The organism is Planococcus salinarum, from assembly GCF_007004625.1.
Lineage (GTDB): Bacteria > Bacillota > Bacilli > Bacillales_A > Planococcaceae > Planococcus > Planococcus salinarum.
The window spans coordinates 20,003-40,224 of record NZ_VIFV01000015.1; the positions used below are offsets into that span (position 1 = coordinate 20,003).

Consider the following 20,222-nt stretch of genomic DNA (forward strand, 5'->3'; position numbering starts at 1 on the left):
AGCGTTAAGCCTTATTCTCTTCATTTCCACTGCTTTAGTTTGCGGTCATAGATTATCTTCCGCACCACTTCCTGTTTGGTGTATTCCTCTACGCCTGACCCAAAATCGTCCATAAAGGTGATTTCTTCGACCTGGCGGATATGCAATTCAATGGTATTCTTCGTCTTTTCCGGATCGGCAAGTGAAATGAGGATGCCTTCCCGATAATAATCCTTCATTGATTTCAGGATTTCATCCGGCAGCTCGGGTATCATATCCTTCGCTTTGCGGCGCCAAAAATTCTGCCCATTGTCCACCCGGCGGATCTGCTGGACAAAATAATTCCCGACCAGTTCGTTCAGCCGCTCCAGCTTACGAAAATATATCTTGGTTGTCTGCTCATCTCCGCTCGACAAATAGACAAACTCATTCAACAGGGTTGAATAGAAAGGAAACTTCACCGTCTCTTTCTTATGACCTATGTACAATAATTCCGCCTGTTCCTGCGGAGTCAGGGAATTCACTTGTTTTTCACTGCGAAAATCGATCCAGCAGAATTCTTCTTCCTTTGCGGCACGCGATTTGCGCAGCTCCGGAAATTCCTCCTGTGAAGCGAATTCCATCTGGGTATGCATATTATAGGAAGCATCTTCATAGGAATGCTTCAGCAGCAACAGATTCTTGGGCATCTTCATAGCATCCATAAACTGGGCGAAGGTCAGGCCGCTGAACAAGGCGAATTGATCAGCATCATTCAAATAGATGTATAAATGCTGAACATAATGTTCCGGGGTATTCACTTTCTTCACCATTTCCTTCACTCCATTCTTTCCCTATTATACGGGCTTCAATATTAAATACGAAACATCCGCTCTCATTTGGCGTCATTACTTTAGTAACACGCATAAAATTCGCGAATACGTTATAATGTAAACCGACTCTCAATAATAAAAAGTACAGGTGAACGCACATGCAGACAAATAAAAGCTTTGCCGACCGGATTGACTGGTCGCTCGCTTTCATATTATTCCTCTTTTTCATCGTCAGTCTGATTGCGATTTCTTCCGCGCAGACTTCCGGCCAATACAATGTCAATTTCGTGCCGAGACAAGGCCTGTTCTACATCGTTTCCATCGGCATGATCGGTGTGTTGATGTATTTCGATCCGGAACAATACAAGAAAATGGCCTATTATCTGTATGGTTTCGGGATACTCACCCTGATCCTTCTGATGATTGCACCTGCAGGCCCCGGCCAGATCGGTGAACCTGTCAACGGCGCGAAGGCCTGGTTCCATACGCCGGTGGTCAATATTCAGCCTGCTGAGTTTATGAAAACCTTCTATATATTGGCACTCGCGAAAATGATTTCATCCCATCACGAAAAATTTGCATTAAAAACGGTGAAGACCGATTTGGTGCTTCTGGGGAAAATCGGCTTTTTGCTGTTCATCCCGTTGATGTTCATCCTCCAACAGCCGGATTTGGGAACCGCTCTCGTATTTATCGCCATTACGCTGGCAATCATCGTCGTTTCCGGAATCTCGTGGAAAATAATTCTTCCGAGTTTCGGCAGTGTGGCAGTCATCGGCGCCACGCTTCTATGGATGACAATCAATATGCAGGAATTCCTGACCAACACATTCGGCATCCAGCGTTATGCATTCGCCCGTATCTACACCTGGCTTGATCCTTATTCCTATGCAGACGGCGATGGCTATAACCTGATTGCCGCGATGAATGCCATCGGTTCCGGCGAAGTTTTCGGCAAAGGCTATCAGGGCCGCGAAGTGTACGTGCCCGAAAATCATACAGATTTCATCTTCACCGTCATTTCTGAGGATTTCGGATTTATCGGAGCCAGCGTGGTCATCATTCTTTTCTTCATGCTGATTTACCATTTGACGAAAATCACGCTGCAGTTAAAAGACACATTCAGCACTTATGTTTGCGCAGGCATTATCGCCATGGTGACATTCCACGTATTCCAGAACATCGGGATGACGATCCAGCTCCTGCCGATCACCGGCATTCCGCTGCCGTTCATCAGTTACGGCGGAAGTTCACTGATCGGGAATATGCTGGCAATCGGCATCGTCTTCAGTATGAAGTTCCATCACAAAACGTATATGTTCGGCAACGATAAAGAAGACCAATAAAAACTCCGACGCAGATGGCGTCGGAGTTTTTATATTAGATAAGACAATAGAACTTTTTGAATCGGAATAACTGTTTCCTTGCCCAGCCCTCCGGGACGCTTCGGTGCTGAAGAGGCGTTTACGTTTTTAAAATTACGATTGTGTTTGAGGGTGCTGCGGCAATGCGAGTGCTTTCAATAGTTCTGTCCGAGATTTTGTGATTTTTGCCTGGATTCCCAGTTTCGATAAATTTGAAACGATGTTACGAACTTCTACTTCCTTCGCCATCCATATCACCTCTCCATATTCCTTCATTTATAGTAACGTATGTAAATCCTAAATGGATTCATCAAATTAGCTAAATAGTTGACATTTCTGTGTCTATGCATATAATACCATCTTTTCAAGCTTTTAAACTTTTCATTTTCATTACAAAGTTGCAATATTGTTAATCCCTTGACTCGCATACCCAGCAGGGGTATATTGAGAATATCAAAAGACATGGAGGATTAATCTATGAGCGAATTATTGAATGATGCTCCCGTTACCGGCCCAGCCTGCAGAAAAAGCCATCACCCCCCTATAGTTAAACGCGATCTTACGAATCGTCTGAGCCGGGTGGAGGGCCAAATCCGCGGCATCAAAGGGATGGTGGAAAAAGATGTCTATTGTGATGATATCATCACGCAGCTGGCTGCTACCCAGTCTGCGCTGAATGGCGTTACAAAATTATTGCTCGAAGGCCATCTGAAAGGCTGTGTCGTAGAGCGGCTGTCAGATGGCGACGAAGAAATTCTCGATGAATTGCTTGTCACGATCCAAAAAATGATGCGAAAATAATAAGGAGGAATTTAACATGACAAAAACGATTAACCTGCAAGTTAGCGGCATGAGCTGCCAGCATTGCGTAAAAGCTGTAACTGAAAGTGTAATGGAACTGGATGGCGTGGAAAAAGTCGATGTATCCCTTGAAAATGGTTCTGTCGATGTTTCCTACTCGAATCCATCACTTGAAGCCGGTAAAATTGCGGAAACGATTGAAGACCAGGGCTACGATGTAGTATCCACAAATTCATAACTGCGGAAACGCAGTTATTTTTTTAAGGGGATATATACCCCTATACGGTATAAGGAGTGACTCGCAATGCCCGTTAAACAAACCGAATTGGCCATAACAGGAATGACCTGTGCCGCTTGTGCAAACCGTGTCGAAAAAGGACTGAAAAAAATGCCCGGGGTCACCGAAGCAACGGTCAATTTCGCCACCGAAAAAGCTTCCGTCGTTTATGACGGGGAACAGGCTTCCCTGAAAGAAATGGAACACAAAGTCGAACAGCTCGGTTACGGTGTGCGTCAGGAGGAAGTGGACTTTTCCATCCAAGGAATGACTTGCGCCAACTGCTCTGCCCGCATCGAGAAAGTATTGAACAAAATGGAAGGCGTCAACACCGCCAATATCAATCTGGCCATGGAAACAGGCCATGTCGAATACAACCCCAACACATTATCTCCCGAAGATTTTGTCAAAAAGATTCAATCAATGGGCTATGATGCCGTACTCAATCAGGAAAACGATGAGGCAGAGGATCATAAGTCACAGGAAATCCGCAAAAAAACACGGTTGTTCTGGATTTCAGCCGCGCTTTCGCTGCCTTTGCTGTGGACGATGGTCAGCCATTTTTCCTTCACTTCCTGGATGTATGTGCCGGAATTTCTGATGAATCCCTTTGTGCAATGGGCGCTGGCTACACCGGTTCAATTCTGGATCGGGGCCACCTTTTATAAAGGTGCTTATTTCGCATTAAAGAATAAGAGCGCCAATATGGATGTTCTGGTGGCACTCGGAACTTCAGCTGCCTATTTCTACAGCGTTTACCTTGTCTTTGCACATCTCGGCAGCCCCCATGCCATGGGACTGTATTTTGAGACAAGTGCTATTTTGATCACATTGATCCTGCTCGGCAAGGTTTTCGAAGCTCGCGCCAAAGGACGTTCTTCCGATGCCATCAAGAAATTGATGAAACTGCAGCCAGAGACAGCTTTGGTGGAACGCAGCGGTGAAGCCGTCGTAACACCCATTTCGGAAGTTCGTACCGGAGATATCCTGTTGATCAAACCCGGCGCTTCGATTCCGGTCGATGCGGCCGTCATCTCCGGCAACTCGGCAGTCGACGAATCAATGCTCACGGGCGAAAGCCTGCCGGTCGACAAAGAATCCGGCGACCCGGTTTATGCAGCTACCGTCAACTCCAATGGATCTTTGCGCGTTAAAGCTGAAAAAGTCGGCAAAGATACGGTATTATCGAATATCATCCGGGTTGTGGAACAGGCACAAGGTTCGAAAGCGCCGATCCAGCGGCTGGCCGATCAGATTTCCGGCATTTTCGTGCCGATTGTAGTCGGAATTGCGATCATCACTTTCATCGCCTGGTATTTCCTTGTGTCCCCCGGTGACTTTGCCGCTGCTCTCGAAAGCACCATCGCTGTCCTTGTTATTGCCTGCCCATGTGCCTTGGGGCTGGCGACACCGACTTCGATTATGGCCGGTTCGGGACGCTCAGCTGAACAGGGAGTCCTGTTCAAAACAGCCGAATCACTTGAAAACACGAAACATATTGATACCATTGTTCTCGATAAAACAGGGACCATCACAAACGGCCGTCCTGTCGTCACCGATTTTATCGGCGCGGAAGGTTTTGATATAGAAGAACTGAAAAACCTGGCCGCAAGCGCCGAGAGTCAGTCCGAGCACCCGGTGGCCCAGGCAATCGCCCAGTACGGCATCAATAATGGAACGGTCAGCCGCTTTGAAGCGGTTCCGGGCCACGGCATACGGGCTGAAGTCGATGGACGGGAAATTTTGATGGGCAACCGCAGACTGATGGATGTCCTCGAAATCGATGATACCCTGGCAGAACCCCTTGAAAGCGATGGCAAGACGGTCATGTATATGGCAGTCGACGGCAAATTCGCCGGTTTGATTGCGGTAGCTGACACCATCAAGGACAACGCCGCCGAAGCTGTAGCGGAAATGAAGAAGCTCGGCTTACACGTGGTGATGCTGACGGGTGACCAGGAGCGAACTGCCCAGGCAATCGCACGCCAGGTGGGTATCGATGATGTTGTTTCCGGAGTGCTTCCCGCAGGAAAAGCCGATGTTGTCGCGAACCTTCAAAAAGAAGGACGGAAAGTCGCGATGGCTGGAGATGGCCTGAACGACGCTCCCGCTCTTGCCACGGCCGACATCGGTATGGCAATGGGTACAGGCACAGCTATCGCCATGGAAGCATCAGACATCACGCTGATGCAGGGCGATCTGATGCGCGTGGTCGATGCCGTGCGCATGAGCCGCCTGACGGTGAAAAACATCAAGCAAAATCTTTTCTGGGCACTTGCCTATAATTCCCTCGGCATCCCGATCGCCGCTGCCGGATTGCTGGCACCGTGGCTTGCGGGCGCCGCGATGGCATTCAGTTCTGTTTCCGTCGTCATGAACTCGCTGCGGCTGCAAAGAGTTAAATTGGAGAAATAACAATCTGCCCGCTCCCATTTATTTTGAGGAGCGGGTTTTTTGTCCGGTTTTTTAGGGGTGAGGTGCGGAAATGTCCGGTTGAGGTGCGGGTTGTCTTTTTGCAACTGAAGAAACTCTGAAATCTCTTTTCCTTTACGAAAAACCTTCATCTTCATTCCTTCCATTTACCTTCGCCACGAACAGATGTAAACTGAAAGCACATATATTTTTAGAAAGCAGGAATTCATCTTATGAAGAAAACTATTTTATTGCTGATGTCGGTTCAGTTTTTCGTGTACCTGGGGTTCGGCATTATCATACCCATCCTTCCGGAAGTCATCCTGGATCAGGGATACAGCGAAATCCATGTCGGCGGACTCATTACGATATATGCTCTGTCTTCCTTTTTCACCGCTCCGCTATGGGGGAAACTTTCAGACCGCACCGGCAGGAAGAAACTGATTTTGACCGGACTGGCGGGATTCAGCCTGAGCTTTTTCCTGTTCTCGCTGTTTCTTGACAACCTGGCGCTCCTTTATATGTCGCGCATTATCGGCGGTCTTTTTTCCGGGGCCCTCTATACCGCGGTAACAGGATACGTTGCTGATATTACGACAGACGAGGAGCGCAATAAATACATGGCCTTTCTCGGGATGTCGATCGGCCTTGGCTTTATCTTCGGTCCGGCGATCGGCGGCTTGCTTGGAGCCATTTCACTGTCATTGCCGTTTACCGCATCCGCGGTCCTGACATTGTTGCTGATGGTATACGCCAGTTTTGTATTGAAAGAACCGGTAAGACAGGGTGAAGCGACGAAGCGCGCACTGCTGCCAAAAGGCGCCAGCACGCTTTGGAGTTTCCGGATCCGCTACTTGTTCCTGATGTCCTTCATGGTGACGTTTCTGCTGGCCGGCCTGGAATCGACTTTTCAGTTGTTCCAGATTGACCAGATCCAAATCACTCCGCTGCAACTCGGTTATTTGTTCATGGCCAGCGGGTTTGTGGACGCAGCGATCCAAGGCGGCGTGGTGCGCCGAATAAAAGACGGGGCTGAAACAAAATGGATCATCGGCGCCCAAATTGTCACCGCAGCCGGCTTGTTGCTGCTGCCGTTCACTTCGAGCCTGGTATTCGCCGGCGTGGCGTTGAGCATTTTCACAGCCGGCAACGCTCTTTCCCGCACTGCTCTAGTGTCCTTGACTTCGAAGGAATCCGGCGGCAAATATGGAACGGCGGCCGGGATGACCTATTCGATGGATAACATGGGACGCATCATCGGCCCGCTGTTCTTCACGTGGCTGTTGACCATGCAAGCGGGCTCGATCTATTTCCTGTCCGGCGCATTGGCAATCGCCAGCATCCTGTTGATCGTCCTTTACCGCGGATCACCGAAAACCTTACAGGAACCAAAAAAAGCAAGCACTCCGGCATGACCGGGTGCTTGCTTTTCACGTTTAATAAGGTGTTCCGCCGTTAACATGAATTACCTGCCCCGTTACATAGGATGAGTCGTCGGACGCGAGGTAAACAAAAGCAGGTGCGAGTTCATCCGGCTGGCCCGGTCGGCCGAGTGGCGTCGAACTGCCGAAACCTTCGACAACGTCTGCCGGGAATGATGCCGGGATGAGCGGCGTCCAGATTGGTCCCGGGGCGACGCCGTTGACACGGATCCCTTCCTTTGCCACTGAACCGGATAAGGCACGTGTAAATGCCAGAATGGCCCCTTTGGTCGAGGAGTAATCGATCAACGTCGGTTCACCGCGGAAAGCGGTGATGGATGTTGTGTTGATAATGGAAGCGCCGCGCTTCAGATGTTCCAGCGCAGCTTTCGTCAAATAGAACATGCCAAAAACGTTGGTCCGGAACGTCCGCTCCAGCTGTTCTGCGCTGATGTCCTTCAGCGACGTCTGCATATGCTGCTCTGCTGCATTGTTTACAAGGATATCCAATCCACCGAATTCATCCACCACTTTTTGAAGGCTTTCTTTGCAGAAGGTTTCGTCTCCGATATCACCGGCAATCAGCAGGCATTTACCACCTTCCCGCTCGATGAGACCCTTCGTTTCTTCCGCATCTTCGTGTTCATCCAAATACATGACGGCAACATCTGCGCCTTCTTTGGCGTATGCCAGCGCAACGGCGCGTCCGATGCCGCTGTCTCCCCCGGTGATCAGTGCTTTTTTGCCGGGAAGGCGCTGCGCCTTTCCGGCCAGATTTTTATCATAGCTCGGCGCGGGTTCCATTTCTTTCTCGAATCCCGGCTGGCGCTCCTGTTCCTGCCCGGGAACGATTTTCGGTCTGTCCTTATCCATTCGGAATCATCCTTTCCAGATTGTTACGTCTCTGTGGATTTTCCCTTTCTGGATATTCATAAACCTGAACAGACGCAGTAAAAGAATTGGGTCCATCTTTTACTCCTGAAGTTCCGCTTTCACTGGAAATGCATCCCTATCCAGTTCGGGATGCGCCTGTTTCAGAACGGAAGGCCGCATCGTATAGCCGGTCAACGCAATCAGGCAGATGCTGCTGCCGATGACGACATATTCGGCCGGCACCACATCATACAGCAGCCCGAATATCAAATAGCCGAGCGGCATCATTGCCATTGCCATCGATTCCAGAATGCCGAAGACACGCCCCCGGTACTCTTCTTCCACATCTTTTTGCATCATGACCCCAATCGGCGTGTTGACGAATATGTTCGTGATTCCGAACCCGAGCATCAGAACAAGGAAGTAAACGACCGCTGCCGCGTACGTAAAGTCGAACAACAGCGGCAAACCCATACCCGCTAACAGGACCGACATCGCGAGAATACCCCGTTTCGCAAATTGCAACGGGAACTTCACTTCTTTCCGCACGGAAAAGTAGACGGACGCAATCAGCATGCCCACGGCAATCATCGCTTCGATAAACCCGAAATGGGTGGCCTCGATTTTCAATTCCTGGATCGCGATAAACGGCAAACCGATCATCAGGGCAGAGAAGAAGAAGTTGATGCCAACCGCAACTGTGACAATCACCATCACTACACGGTTTGTTTTTAAATAAGCGACCCCCTCCTTCATCCCTGCTGTCATGGATTGTTTCGCTTCTCCGGCAGCTTGAGGGATCCGGTTCGTAAACAGCCTGAAATCCATTGTCGATTCAAGGATCACCGCCAGTAAATACGCAGCCACCTGGATAATAAGAAAGATGTTCATGGAAACAAAACCGAACAGGATGCCACCGACGACAGGCCCGCCGATTGCGGCGATGGCGATGGCGGACTGGTTAAAGCCCATCGCTTTCTGGATGCGTTCCGAATCAATCAGGTTCGCGATGGACGAAGAAAACGTGACGCTTGCGAACATCGAGCTGATCGAGATGAGTGCGGTTGTCGTGTAAATCGCCGGCAGTGACAAGCCGACAGCGATACTGTAGACGAGCAAACCCGCCACCGCTAACGCACTGGCAAGCTGGGCCAGAATGACAATCGCTTTCTTCGAGTAATTGTCGGCCATGAAGCCCGCAAAAGGCGCCAGCAAAGTTCGTGGCAGAATGCTGCAAATCAGGTTGATGGCAAAACTGGCAGCCGATCCGGTAAGGGCCAACACGTATAAACTGATGCCAAAGGTGTAAACTGAACTGCCGAATGTTGACACTAACTTGCTGATGGTAAACGTATACAGATGGTAAGTTGCCCGGCTGATTTTCGCTGCTCCACTCATTCCTTGTCACTCTCCACTCCGAAAAGTTTAATTTAATTAAACAAAATATATCACACTCATGCTGGCAATGCAAACTAAAGTTTAATATAATTAAACTATACTGAAAAGCAGGTGAAGTTATGGAGACGTTTGGTGAGCGTATAAAAAAATTGCGGAAAGAAAAAGGCATGACTCTGCAGGCACTTGCCGGTGAAAAACTTACAAAAGGCATGTTGAGTTTAATAGAAAACAATAAGGCTAACCCCTCTATGGAAAGCCTTGCTTATATAGCCGAGCGGCTGGGTGTCGATAAAAACGAATTATTGGAGGCGGTATCGGCAACCGAGCTCCGCGAATTATTGGAAAAAGTGGAAAAGCTTTATAAAGTGGAAATAGCGAGTAGAGAACTTTTCGAAGAGTACAGGAGAATTGTAGAAATGATTGATCCTTATTTGGAAAAACTACCATTTCGTTATGAATCGGCAAGGCTCCTTGAAATCTACAGCCGCTGCGGCTATCATTCGCAAACCGGAGATTGGCCGAGCGCACTGGCTAAAGCTGAAGAAATCTATGACGGTTTGCACATGATCAATCAAAGTGCAGAACTTCATATCCTGAAAGCCATGATGGAATTTAATGAACACCGATACCCCCAGGCTTTGGCAATGATTCAATCATCGCGAAAGATTTTTGAAGAAAGAACAGGCGTCTTGGATCCCCTGAAAAAACTGGACTTTGATTATTACGAGTCCGTCTGCTACTCCGCGGTGGGAGACTATTCAAATTCAACCAGGATCATGGAAACAGCCATCACTTATTCCAAAGAACAGCAAATTTTTTACCGCGTAAGTGATTTATACCGGTTGGCTGGATTCCAGGCAGTTTTAAATGAAGATATCGACAGCAAAAATTATTATATCGGCAAGCTCAGGTTGTTTGCCGACTTTTCAGATGATGAAGAAATCGGAGCGTTTGCAGATGCCGTGGAAGTCCACTATTTAAATACATTTGCACATGAATATGAAAAAGCCAATGCAATCATTGACCGGAACTTGAAAAAGAATGAAGAGACGACCACTTTCCTCTTCACTCTCGAAAAAGGGAAAGCCCTCTATGGTTTAGGCCAGTGGGAAGCATCCATCATGTGGCTGGAAAAGCATAAAATTTGGGAGTTCCTCCACCACCCTTACGATTTATCAATGCATTATGAAAAAGATTCCTATTTGGCGCTTGCTTACGAGAAACTTGGAAAACATGAACTCGCCATTGAGCATGCAGAAATTGCCAAAAACAATATCGAATCGATGCCGGATCTGCCTTACAAAAAATTCATCGTGGAGGTCTACAACCAAATAACTGCACAATAAAAACCCGCCAATCGGCGGGTTTTATTGTGGCATCTGGTATTCGAAATACTTCGTATAAAATTTCAGCAGCGCCGGCTTCCGTGCGTGCGATTTTACACCAATACACAATCTTTCCCTCTTCCTATAATTTCCGGAAAACCTGTTCAATGTCATAATCGCTCAGTTCGATGTCTGCCGCGCTTCCGATCGAAAGTTTAGCCAGTTGCGCTCCCAGAAACGGCCCGGCTGTCAGACCCGAAGAACCAAGCGCGTTGGCCGCGAACAGATTCGGGTATCCCGGAACGGCTCCGATGAACGGCAATGCGCTCAGCGTCGACGGCCGAAACCCGGTACTGGCGCCTGTCAACTCAGCAGAAGCCAAGCCTGGCACCACATCGAGCACTTTATCAAGGATGTGGTGAATGCCACCTGCTGTCAGTTTGGTGTCAAAACCGGCGTCGTTTTCATGGGTTGCTCCAGCAATGATACGCCCGCCTCCGAACGGCACGATGTACTGGCCGAACGGCACCATCGCCACCGGCCAGTCGCCTGTTCCTGTTCCTTCAAGCTGCAGTTCGAGAATCTGCGCTTTTTGCGGGACCACGTCCATTTCAAGACCCAGCGGCTGAAACAGTTCGGGTGCCCACGCCCCTCCCGCTGATACGATGCTGTCCGCGTAAAATTCCTGTTGCTCCGTTCCAACTCCGATTACTTTGTTGTCCTCAACAAGAAGCCTTGCATTTCCTGCAACAATTTCTGCACCCAATTTGCGGGCAGCACTGATCAGCGCATCCCGCACGGAACGGCCGTCCACCCGGGCGGCACCACTGACATACAGCGAGCCGTATCGGGTTCCCGCATGTGGAAACAAAGCTTTGGTTTGTTCAGCGTCCAGCCTTTCGATGGTCCCCATCTCAGGTGCATCCTCGTTCCGCTCCCGAGCCTTTGCCTCCATTTTATCCAGTTTGCTGTCTTCATGAATGCTGACGATGCCCACCTGTTTATAGCCTGTTTCGGTCTCCCCTAGATTTTCCAATTCCTTAATCAGATCCGGATAGTATTTCGCGCCGCTTTTTGCAAGGTGATACCACGCTTTATTGCGCCGCTGGGAAATCCATGGACAGACGATTCCCGCCGCTGCTCCTGTAGCCTGGCCTGCGTCTGCCCGGTCGATCAGGACAACGCGTGCTCCCGCCTTTGCCGCTTCGTAAGCAGTTGCTGCTCCGAGTATCCCTCCACCGATTATGATTAACGATTTCATCTCTTCACCTTTTCTCTGTTCTGTTTGGTTTTCATTTTATAGTACAACTGCAGGAGACTCAACTTCATTCGGCAGCGGCTTACCTGATTCAATTTCCGGGTATGCGGGTAAAGCATAAATAGCAATGATATGAAGACAGGAGGAATTTGAAATGGAAAAAAGTAAAAGCACGGAAGCCATCCTGCCGATGACTTCCCTTAAAAGCGGTGCCGGGGTTGAGGTTGCACCGGATGTATATTGCTACACGAACCAGATTGTCAATCTTTTGTTCATCGGAGACCCGACAGTAAGCAATGACTATATTCTTGTCGACGCCGGCATGCCGCATTCCGCCAAAAAGATTCTGCAGGAAGCCGAGAACCGCTTTGGCCCGGACCATAATTTGAAGGCTATCATTCTGACACACGGCCATTTTGATCACGTTGGCAGCATAGTGGAAATCCTCGAGAAATATCCGGTGCCTGTTTATGCGCATCCTTTGGAATTTTCTTATTTAAAAGGCATCACCGATTACCCGCAAGCCGATTCTTCGGTCGAAGGTGGACTGGTCGCCAAAATTTCCAAAGCATTTCCCGTGGAATCCATCGATATTTCACAACACCTCAAAGAGCTGCCGGCTGACGGTTCGGTTCCGGGCATGCCTGGCTGGCAGTGGATCCATACACCCGGCCATTCGGACGGACATGTTTCGTTGTTCAGAAAAGCCGGGAAACTGCTGATTGCCGGAGACGCGTTTGTAACCGTTAAACAGGACTCTCTCTATAAAGTCCTTACCCAGAAAAAAGAAGTATGCGGACCTCCCGTCTACCTGACCACTGACTGGCGCGCAGCCTGGGAATCTGTAGTGAAATTGGCTGCCCTGCAGCCGTCAATCGCTGTGACCGGCCACGGAAAACCAATCTACGGCTCGGAATTAGCGGAAGGACTCATCGATCTGGCGAAAAATTTCCAGGAAAAAGCCGTTCCTTCCCACGGGAAATTTTTGGAATAAACAAGCCGCAGCTCCACTTGAAGAAAGCACCCAAAACGTCTTCACCTTTTTATATGCACAACTTTCAAACGCCAGCACCCACTGGCGTTTTTCTTGCTGGCTCTCCTAAGTATTTGCAAATATATTAATTTTCAGATTAAATGTTTATAGTCTCAAATGTTGGGGTATACAATTTACATAGTCCCAAATTTTTTAATAATCGTTTTATGAAAATAGAATGGAGATGAACTCGATGATTAAGAAAGTGCTGTTTGTTTCGGATCATGGAGATCCCTTGGCAAAGTTGGGCGGCAAGCAAGCCGGTGGCCAGAATAATTATGTAAAACAATTGGCACTTGCTCTGGAAAACAAAGGGGTGCAGGTCGATGTCGTCACTCACTGGTGCGAAGATTCTGCCCCGCAGATCGAAACCTTCGGCAAAGCCTGCCGTGTTATCCGGATCGAAGCCGGATACAAAGGATTCGTTTCAAAAAATGAAATGCATTCGATGCTTTCCGCTTTTTATAAAGAGATGAAAGAGAAATTGCCGCTTCACACCTATGACATTGTCCATACGCATTATTGGCTGTCGGGATTAATCGGCATGAAGCTGAAAGAAGAGTTCAATCTGCCTTTCGTTCATACCTCACATTCTCTTGGATGGGCAAAAGAAGAAGCAACAGGAATTGAAGATGACACGCGTACGCAAGCTGAAACAGCGATTCTGCAAAAAGCCGATCAGGTGTTGGCCACAACCAACAGCGAAAAGTATTTGATCAGGCAGCAAGTCGACTCTCCTTCTCCCATCAATGTAATCCCCATCGGTGTTGACGAGGCATTTAAAGTGCGCGGCAGCCGGACCCATATTCGCAAAAAGCTCGGCTATTCCAGCCCACTATTCGTCTTCGCCGGAAGACTGGAAGAAACCAAAGGCATTTTCACATTGCTCAATGCTTTTAAATTGCTTTCCGAAAAAACGACAGAGACATACCGGCCGCGATTGGTGCTTGCCGGCGGTGAACCGGATGCAATCGACCCGGTGACCAATCTGCCAAAAAACCATAAAATACGAAAAGCCTTGCGCGGCATTGAAGAACACGTGGATTTTCTCGGACCTAAATCACAGGAAGAATTGGCGCTTCTTTTCAATTCTGCGACTGCGACAATCGTACCCAGTTTCTATGAATCATTCGGCATGGTTGCAGCAGAAGCCCAGGCCTGCGGAAGCCCTGTCATTGCATCCAATGTCGGCGGGCTTAAAAATGTCGTACAGGACGGCGTAACCGGACTGCTGGTGGAAACGAAGAATGCTGTGGATCTTGCGGTGGCGATGGAAGTAATCTCGATCAACTCGCTTCTCGCCCAACGCCTCAGCCGCCAGGCCGTGGAATTGGCCAAGAAAGATTTCCATTGGCCTTCGATTTCTGAAAAAGTATTGAAAATGTATGAGGTGGTAAACAATGAACGAAGCAACCCATTTGTTGGCAACCGATTTGGATGGAACGCTGGTCGGTGACAGAAAAGGATTGGACAGGCTTCTCGGGTTTTACGAGAGCCAGGAATATGACGTCTCCCTGATCTATATCACCGGTCGCCATCACCAGTCAGCTATGTCATTGATCGAACAGGAGAACCTCCCGATTCCAGAAGTATTGATTACAGATGTGGGCACAGAAATCCACCTTGGTCCTGCGCTCGAAAAAGACAGCGCCTGGGAACACAGGATGCTGAAGCATTGGCAGCCCGAGGCGATTGACAAACTTGCCGCTTCTTTTAAAGGATTGAAAAAGCAGGATCTTCCCGTCAGCAACCGCTGCTCTTTTTACGCGGAAGACAGCGATACAGTCCTTGCATTTGAGCAGCGGCTGGCTTCAGCCGGCATTCCGCATAAGCTGATTTTCAGCGGCGGACGTGATCTCGACATCCTCCCTGCAGAAAGCGGCAAGGGAGCGGCACTCCAGTACATCCTGGATAAATTCAACGCTCATGAAGCAAAGATGCTCGTGGCGGGGGATTCAGGAAACGACAAGGAAATGCTGACACTGGGTTTCCCTTCTGTAATAGTTGGAAATGCTCAACCCGAATTGCTCCAAAGTCCTGAAAGCCCGATGATTTTCAGAGCTTCGAAAGTTTGCGCGGGAGGCATCCAGGAAGCCTGGAACTATTTCCATCCGGAATAAGCATCCCTCTCCAAACTTGAATTTTGGAGAGGGATTTTTGTATTCCCTTTTGCCGCAATCGTATTATCGTTTGTTTTTTCGCTCAGATGGTTTATATTTAATGGGACGGCAATTTCATTCAAGTGTATGGACTGCGCCAGGAAAATATACATAAACGCGCCGGATATATCCATTTAATAAGGAGGAATTTGAGATGAGTAAAGTTGCGAATCTGCAAAAAGAGTCAATGGTCATGCTGAAAGAAACGAGCCGCACTTTTTTCATTCCCATCAGCTTTTTGGAACCTGTCCTAAAAAAGACTGTAGGCTCAGCTTATCTTTGCATGCGCGCAATTGACGAACTCGAAGATCATCCTGAATTGGAGGATGAAGTGAAAAGCCGGTTGTTAAGAGAAACCAGCAGAATGCTTCATCTGCCGTTCGACCGGGAAGCCTATGAAGCGATGCTCAAACCATACGAGCAGATGCTTCCCGAAGTAAGTCTTCGACTTGCTGACTGGATCAGCGTCTGCCCTCCTGAAATCGCACCGAAAGTTCTGGAATCCACAGCGGAAATGGCTGAAGGGATGGCAAAGTGGGTAGACCGTAAATTCGTCATCCGGACCCGTGAGGACCTCGATGACTATACGTATTATGTTGCGGGACTTGTCGGAACAATGCTGTCGGATTTATGGAAATGGCATGACAATACCGACACAGACCCTGAACTGGCCATCGGTTTCGGACGTGGACTGCAGGCCGTTAATATGCTCCGAAACCTGGACGAGGATCGTGAACGGGGAGTCAGTTTCGTGCCCGACGGCTGGACCCGTGACGACATGTTCAATTACGCCACCGAAAACCTGGCGCAGGCCGATTTATATGTGAAATCGATCCACAACAAGAGAATTCTCATGTTCTGCAAAGTCCCTCTTGCGCTCGCCCACAGCACATTAAAAGCGCTGAAATCGGGCAGGGAAAAAATGAGCCGTACTGAAGTGGAAGGCATTGTGGAGCAATTGAAGAAACAGGAACAAGTCAATTAAGCCGGTAAGCCCGTTTCTTTTGAAGCGGGCTTTTACTTAATGCATTTTAGCCGGCTTGTTTCTTCCAGTTTCTTCTTTTAAAGAATAAATAAGTTTATACTGTAAATAACATCTGTATTTACATAAAAGGGGAAGTAAAATGACCTTAACCATCATCAGTTTTTTAGCCGTCGCAACTTTCATACTCAATATCTTTTTGGCTGCAGCACTGGTTTTTCTTGAACGCCGTGACGCTTCTTCGACCTGGGCCTGGCTTTTGGTCCTGTTTTTCATCCCAATTGCAGGATTCTTCATCTATCTGCTGCTCGGCAGAAAGCTCAGAAAAAAAACCCTCTTTAAATGGGAAGGCCGCACACGGGTCGGAATCGAAAAACTGATTGCCCATCAGATGAATGAATTGCATGATGATACGTTTTATTACCGAAATGACAATACGAAGGAGTACAAAGACCTGATCTATCTTCACCTTCGGAACAATGGTGCGGTCCTGACACAAAATAATGATGTAAAAATTTTTAATGATGGCCGCGATAAGTTCGAAGCCTTATTGGAGGATATCAAAGGCGCCAAACACCATATCCACGTCCAATATTACATTTTCCGGCTTGACCAGCTGGGGACACGGCTTATGGACGCCCTGCTTGAAAAAGCGAAACAGGGTGTAAAAGTAAGGCTTCTTTACGACGATATGGGATCCCGAACTTTGAGCAAAAGGCATTTCAAAGAGTTTAACAGGCACGGCGGCGAGGTTGAAACGTTCTTCCCGTCCAAACTGCCGCTCATAAATCCGCGGCTGAATTACCGCAACCACAGAAAAATCGTCGTCATTGATGGCTGCATCGGCTACCTCGGTGGCTTTAACGTCGGAGATGAGTATATCGGACTCAGCAGGAAATTCGGTTATTGGCGCGACACCCATCTCCGTCTTGAAGGCGGTGCGCTGCATCCGCTGCAAACCCGCTTCATCCGTGACTGGAATCAGGCCTCCACCCGGCAGGATATCGAGTATGATGAGATTTATTTCCCAGCCATGGCGGAAAAAGGCACAACTTCCATGCAAATCGTCTCCAGCGGTCCGGATGAAGAATGGGAACAGATAAAAGACGGATATATGAAACTCATCAATATGGCCGATGAGTATATCTATATCCAGACACCCTACTTTATCCCCGATGCAAGCTTTTATGATGCCATCCGCGTGGCCGCTCTGTCGGGCATTGATGTGCGTGTCATGATTCCGAATAAACCCGACCATCCTTTTGTCTACTGGGCGACTTACTCGTATGCCGGACAGTTGCTGCGGGCGGGTGCACGGGTATTCATATACGACAATGGCTTCCTTCACACAAAAATGATTCTCGTCGATGGCAAGGCCTCAACAGTCGGCACCGCCAACATTGATGTGCGGAGCTTTAAATTGAACTTTGAAGTGAACGCTTTTATTTATGATAAAGAGATTTCCGGCGAGCTCGCCCGGCAATTCCACCAGGACATGGAATTGTCGACGGAACTGACGATGGAAGCCTATTATGAAAGAACCAAAATGATCAAAACAAAAGAATCGATTGCCCGCCTGCTGGCACCGATCTTATAAGTGAAGCGGCAGCGAAGCGATGCAACGCACTTTCATGTCTCGAAGCTAGCGATAGCGATGCAGAGACAGGAGCAATAAGGTTTTAGACGGAACAGCGAAGTGGCGTTTTTCGCCGCATAACTGGACCGCCTTATGACCCGAAGAGTTGGGCCGTTGAAGTCTGGACAAGAATATATCCACTCCAAAGAACCTTTGAGATATCCTTTCTGCATCAAAAGGCACCGGGGAGTAAGCAGTGCTTACTCCCAGGTGCCTTTTGTCTTTCAAATAGTCTCTGTTATTGTTCCAGGTATTCTTCCAATGTGAGGCCCGCTTCGAAAATTTCCGTTGCCACTTGTTTTCCGACATACCGGAAATGCCAGGATTCATGCATATAACCCGTCAACTGTTCTTTGCCTTCCGGGTAGCGCAGGATATAGCCATAGCGATGCGCGTTATCAGCTACCCATTTGCCGGCCTCCGTGTCACCAAAACTTGCTGCAGCCCAGTGCTGCTCCTGCCCGGTTTCGCCAATATCAAAGGCCAAGCCGGTCTGGTGCTCTGAAAAGCCGGGACGGGCACTGTAGCGATCAGCCTTTTCCTGACCGTCTTTTGCCACATACCCTTCATACAATTCTTTCTGGCGTGTAAAGTCGCGGAAAGTACTGAAGGCAATCAAATCGATTCCCGCCTCCAACGCATCTGCCCGCATCTCATCAAAAGCGCTTTTCGCTTCCGGATTTACGCCAGGAGCATAATCAGATGGCAGCGGATTTTGTTTGTTCACCAGCAAAATGCCATCAACAATCGCCGGTTCTTCCGGCAACTCGATGGATTCCGGGTAGACAGTCGCATCTTTGACTTCTTCTTCCGCCACTTCTTCATCCGGTTCCGGTGTTACCGGCAGGTTGTCTTTGGCATCTTCCGCTTCTTCTTCCGGAATGACAACATCTTCTTCCTGCACTTCTTCAATTCGCTCTTCCGCATCATTCCCCGTCAACGCATCAAGGCTCCGCTCCATATCCCAATCATGCAGATACATCCACACGGTGATGGACGCTGCAATCAGCAAAGCACCGATGATCAGGATCCATTTTATATAAGGTTTCTTGTTATTCATTGAATGGCGAGATTGCATAGTTCTCCTTCTTTCTCTCAAAGTCTTTATTATTCTAACACCTTTATGATTGAAATTCTCCCTATATCATCGAACTTTCGATATACTTGAAATGACTTTTTAGAGATTCGAGGTAACAATGATGAACAACCAAAAATGGCTGTCACTTAATTTTTTTGCTTTCTTCTTTACCTGGGGAGTTTTTCTTCCTTATTGGACCGGCTGGCTGACAAACGATAAAGGACTCAGCGTTTCGGCGGCCAGCATCATCATGGGTGCCGGCATGATAGCCCGTTCCTTGTCGACTTTGCTGTTCTTTCCTCTGCTCACGCGCCTGTTTTCACTTGGCCGCCTCATGCAGATACTTGCCATTGCTTCACTCTTCATCATGGCACTGTATATACCGGCAAATTCCTATACGCTGTTATTCGCCATTACGTTCCTCTTCAGCTTTATCTATCCGAACCTGCTGCCTGCGATAGAAAGCGGTGCAACCGTACTGATGCAGACAGACCGCATCCATTACGGCAAAAGCCGCTCCTTCGGCTCACTCGGCTATACCGTCGCATTGCTGATTGTCGGCATCGTGACCGCTCTTTGGCAGGAGCAGGCCATCCTGTGGGTCATGATGGCGGGCCTGCTGTTTATGGCTATCACGCAGTCGGCAGTTTCACCCGCACCTTTGTCAATAAAGCCGGAACCCAAAAACAAAGCCAGCAAAGATGCTGTCCGGCAACTGCTGAAATCGAAAGCGTTCCTGACGGTGCTGTCGGTTTCAATTCTCCTGCAGGGCGCGCATGCCGCTTATTATAATTACGGCTTCATCTACTTGCAGGATATCGGCGTCAACAGTTTTTACATCGGCATCATTCTGAATGTCGCCATCATTTTTGAAATCGTCTTTTTTGCCAAAGCGGATACGTGGTTCGACAGGTGGAGCGTTTCTTCCATGTTCCTGTTGGCAGGCATCGGCTCCACGGTGCGCTGGATTCTGATTTTCCTGTTTCCGACTGTCTGGGTCTTCATCTTTTCGCAGGTGCTGCATGCTTTATCATTCGGCGTCGCCCATTTCGCCTTTATCCGTTATATTTTCAAAAAACTTGATCCACTCCATATTCCGGCGGCCCAGGGCATGTATGCCGCCATCGCCATGAGCCTGAGTGTCGCGCTGCTGACCTTCATCGGCGGATTCCTTTACGAAATTTCGCCCGGCCTGTCGTTCCTTGGCATGATTACGTTCTCATTCCCGGCGGTTGTATTGGTTTTGCTAACCAGAAAGAAATTTTCCTATTAGTTTTTCAGTCCACCCCCATAAGCGTAGATTGCCCGTCGAATAAATGGACATCAACGCAACAAGGAGATGGACAAAAATGAAACGAATTTCACAAAGCGATCTTCTCACTTTGATGGATCGATTGGATCTTTTGTTAAATGA

Annotated in this window: 18 protein-coding genes; 12 read left to right on the forward strand and 6 right to left on the reverse strand. The window is 48.5% G+C overall.

What is annotated here, in order from left to right:
- Window positions 1-20: 20 nt before the first annotated feature.
- Entirely contained in the window at window positions 21-791 is a 771-nt protein-coding gene (locus tag DIJ65_RS10240) for a hypothetical protein (protein ID WP_117301884.1), read from the reverse strand.
- 158 nt (window positions 792-949) lie between these two features.
- Here DIJ65_RS10240 and DIJ65_RS10245 point away from each other — a divergent pair, with 158 nt between their 5' ends.
- Window positions 950-2,137, forward strand: coding sequence for an FtsW/RodA/SpoVE family cell cycle protein (locus tag DIJ65_RS10245; protein WP_117301886.1), 1,188 nt, complete (start codon window positions 950-952; stop codon window positions 2,135-2,137).
- A gap of 132 nt (window positions 2,138-2,269) precedes the next feature.
- On the opposite strand, the gene DIJ65_RS16565 is transcribed toward DIJ65_RS10245, so the two are convergent.
- Entirely contained in the window at window positions 2,270-2,404 is a 135-nt protein-coding gene (locus DIJ65_RS16565; RefSeq protein WP_260678696.1) for an Lmo0850 family protein, read from the reverse strand.
- Between the two features lie 228 nt (window positions 2,405-2,632).
- Between DIJ65_RS16565 and DIJ65_RS10250 the strand changes: the two genes are divergently transcribed.
- The 4 genes from DIJ65_RS10250 to DIJ65_RS10265 all read left to right on the forward strand — a co-directional run bounded on the left by DIJ65_RS10250 (window position 2,633) and on the right by DIJ65_RS10265 (window position 7,060).
- Window positions 2,633-2,956 carry a metal-sensitive transcriptional regulator gene (locus DIJ65_RS10250; protein ID WP_117301888.1) on the forward strand — a complete coding sequence of 108 codons (324 nt, stop codon included), beginning with the start codon at window positions 2,633-2,635 and terminating at the stop codon, window positions 2,954-2,956.
- 16 nt (window positions 2,957-2,972) lie between these two features.
- Window positions 2,973-3,194 carry a copper chaperone CopZ gene (gene copZ / locus DIJ65_RS10255; RefSeq protein ID WP_117301890.1) on the forward strand — a complete coding sequence of 74 codons (222 nt, stop codon included), beginning with the start codon at window positions 2,973-2,975 and terminating at the stop codon, window positions 3,192-3,194.
- A gap of 66 nt (window positions 3,195-3,260) precedes the next feature.
- The gene (locus DIJ65_RS10260; protein ID WP_117301892.1) at window positions 3,261-5,648 is read left to right on the forward strand and encodes a heavy metal translocating P-type ATPase; all 2,388 of its coding nucleotides are present in this window, start codon (window positions 3,261-3,263) and stop codon (window positions 5,646-5,648) included.
- Window positions 5,649-5,878: 230 nt separating this feature from the next.
- Complete coding sequence (locus DIJ65_RS10265; protein ID WP_117301894.1) at window positions 5,879-7,060, forward strand: MFS transporter; 1,182 nt, start codon at window positions 5,879-5,881, stop codon at window positions 7,058-7,060.
- 21 nt (window positions 7,061-7,081) lie between these two features.
- On the opposite strand, the gene DIJ65_RS10270 is transcribed toward DIJ65_RS10265, so the two are convergent.
- Window positions 7,082-7,939, reverse strand: a complete 858-nt coding sequence (locus tag DIJ65_RS10270; RefSeq protein WP_117301896.1) for an SDR family oxidoreductase — start codon at window positions 7,937-7,939, stop codon at window positions 7,082-7,084.
- 99 nt (window positions 7,940-8,038) lie between these two features.
- Entirely contained in the window at window positions 8,039-9,337 is a 1,299-nt protein-coding gene (locus DIJ65_RS10275; protein WP_117301898.1) for an MFS transporter, read from the reverse strand.
- A 119-nt stretch (window positions 9,338-9,456) separates the two neighbouring features.
- Here DIJ65_RS10275 and DIJ65_RS10280 point away from each other — a divergent pair, with 119 nt between their 5' ends.
- On the forward strand, window positions 9,457-10,683 hold the full coding sequence (locus tag DIJ65_RS10280) for a helix-turn-helix domain-containing protein (protein ID WP_117301900.1): 1,227 nt from the start codon (window positions 9,457-9,459) through the stop codon (window positions 10,681-10,683).
- 121 nt (window positions 10,684-10,804) lie between these two features.
- Here the strand turns inward: DIJ65_RS10280 and DIJ65_RS10285 are convergent, their stop codons facing one another.
- Window positions 10,805-11,923, reverse strand: coding sequence for an NAD(P)/FAD-dependent oxidoreductase (locus DIJ65_RS10285; RefSeq protein WP_117301902.1), 1,119 nt, complete (start codon window positions 11,921-11,923; stop codon window positions 10,805-10,807).
- A 151-nt stretch (window positions 11,924-12,074) separates the two neighbouring features.
- Here DIJ65_RS10285 and DIJ65_RS10290 point away from each other — a divergent pair, with 151 nt between their 5' ends.
- The 5 genes from DIJ65_RS10290 (at window position 12,075) to cls (ending at window position 17,691) form a co-directional block, all read left to right on the forward strand.
- The gene (locus DIJ65_RS10290; protein WP_117301904.1) at window positions 12,075-12,914 is read left to right on the forward strand and encodes an MBL fold metallo-hydrolase; all 840 of its coding nucleotides are present in this window, start codon (window positions 12,075-12,077) and stop codon (window positions 12,912-12,914) included.
- 232 nt (window positions 12,915-13,146) lie between these two features.
- Entirely contained in the window at window positions 13,147-14,409 is a 1,263-nt protein-coding gene (locus DIJ65_RS10295; protein ID WP_117301906.1) for a glycosyltransferase, read from the forward strand.
- Window positions 14,354-15,073, forward strand: a complete 720-nt coding sequence (locus DIJ65_RS10300) for an HAD-IIB family hydrolase (protein ID WP_117301908.1) — start codon at window positions 14,354-14,356, stop codon at window positions 15,071-15,073. Before DIJ65_RS10295 ends, DIJ65_RS10300 begins: the two co-directional genes overlap by 56 nt.
- A gap of 193 nt (window positions 15,074-15,266) precedes the next feature.
- Window positions 15,267-16,097 carry a squalene/phytoene synthase family protein gene (locus DIJ65_RS10305; RefSeq protein WP_117301910.1) on the forward strand — a complete coding sequence of 277 codons (831 nt, stop codon included), beginning with the start codon at window positions 15,267-15,269 and terminating at the stop codon, window positions 16,095-16,097.
- A 139-nt stretch (window positions 16,098-16,236) separates the two neighbouring features.
- The gene (cls, locus tag DIJ65_RS10310) at window positions 16,237-17,691 is read left to right on the forward strand and encodes a cardiolipin synthase (RefSeq protein ID WP_117301912.1); all 1,455 of its coding nucleotides are present in this window, start codon (window positions 16,237-16,239) and stop codon (window positions 17,689-17,691) included.
- A gap of 277 nt (window positions 17,692-17,968) precedes the next feature.
- Here cls and DIJ65_RS10315 read toward each other — a convergent pair whose 3' ends face one another.
- Window positions 17,969-18,808, reverse strand: a complete 840-nt coding sequence (locus DIJ65_RS10315; protein ID WP_117301914.1) for a M15 family metallopeptidase — start codon at window positions 18,806-18,808, stop codon at window positions 17,969-17,971.
- 121 nt (window positions 18,809-18,929) lie between these two features.
- Here DIJ65_RS10315 and DIJ65_RS10320 point away from each other — a divergent pair, with 121 nt between their 5' ends.
- Window positions 18,930-20,081, forward strand: coding sequence for a 3-phenylpropionate MFS transporter (locus DIJ65_RS10320; RefSeq protein ID WP_117301916.1), 1,152 nt, complete (start codon window positions 18,930-18,932; stop codon window positions 20,079-20,081).
- Window positions 20,082-20,222 lie beyond the last annotated feature (141 nt).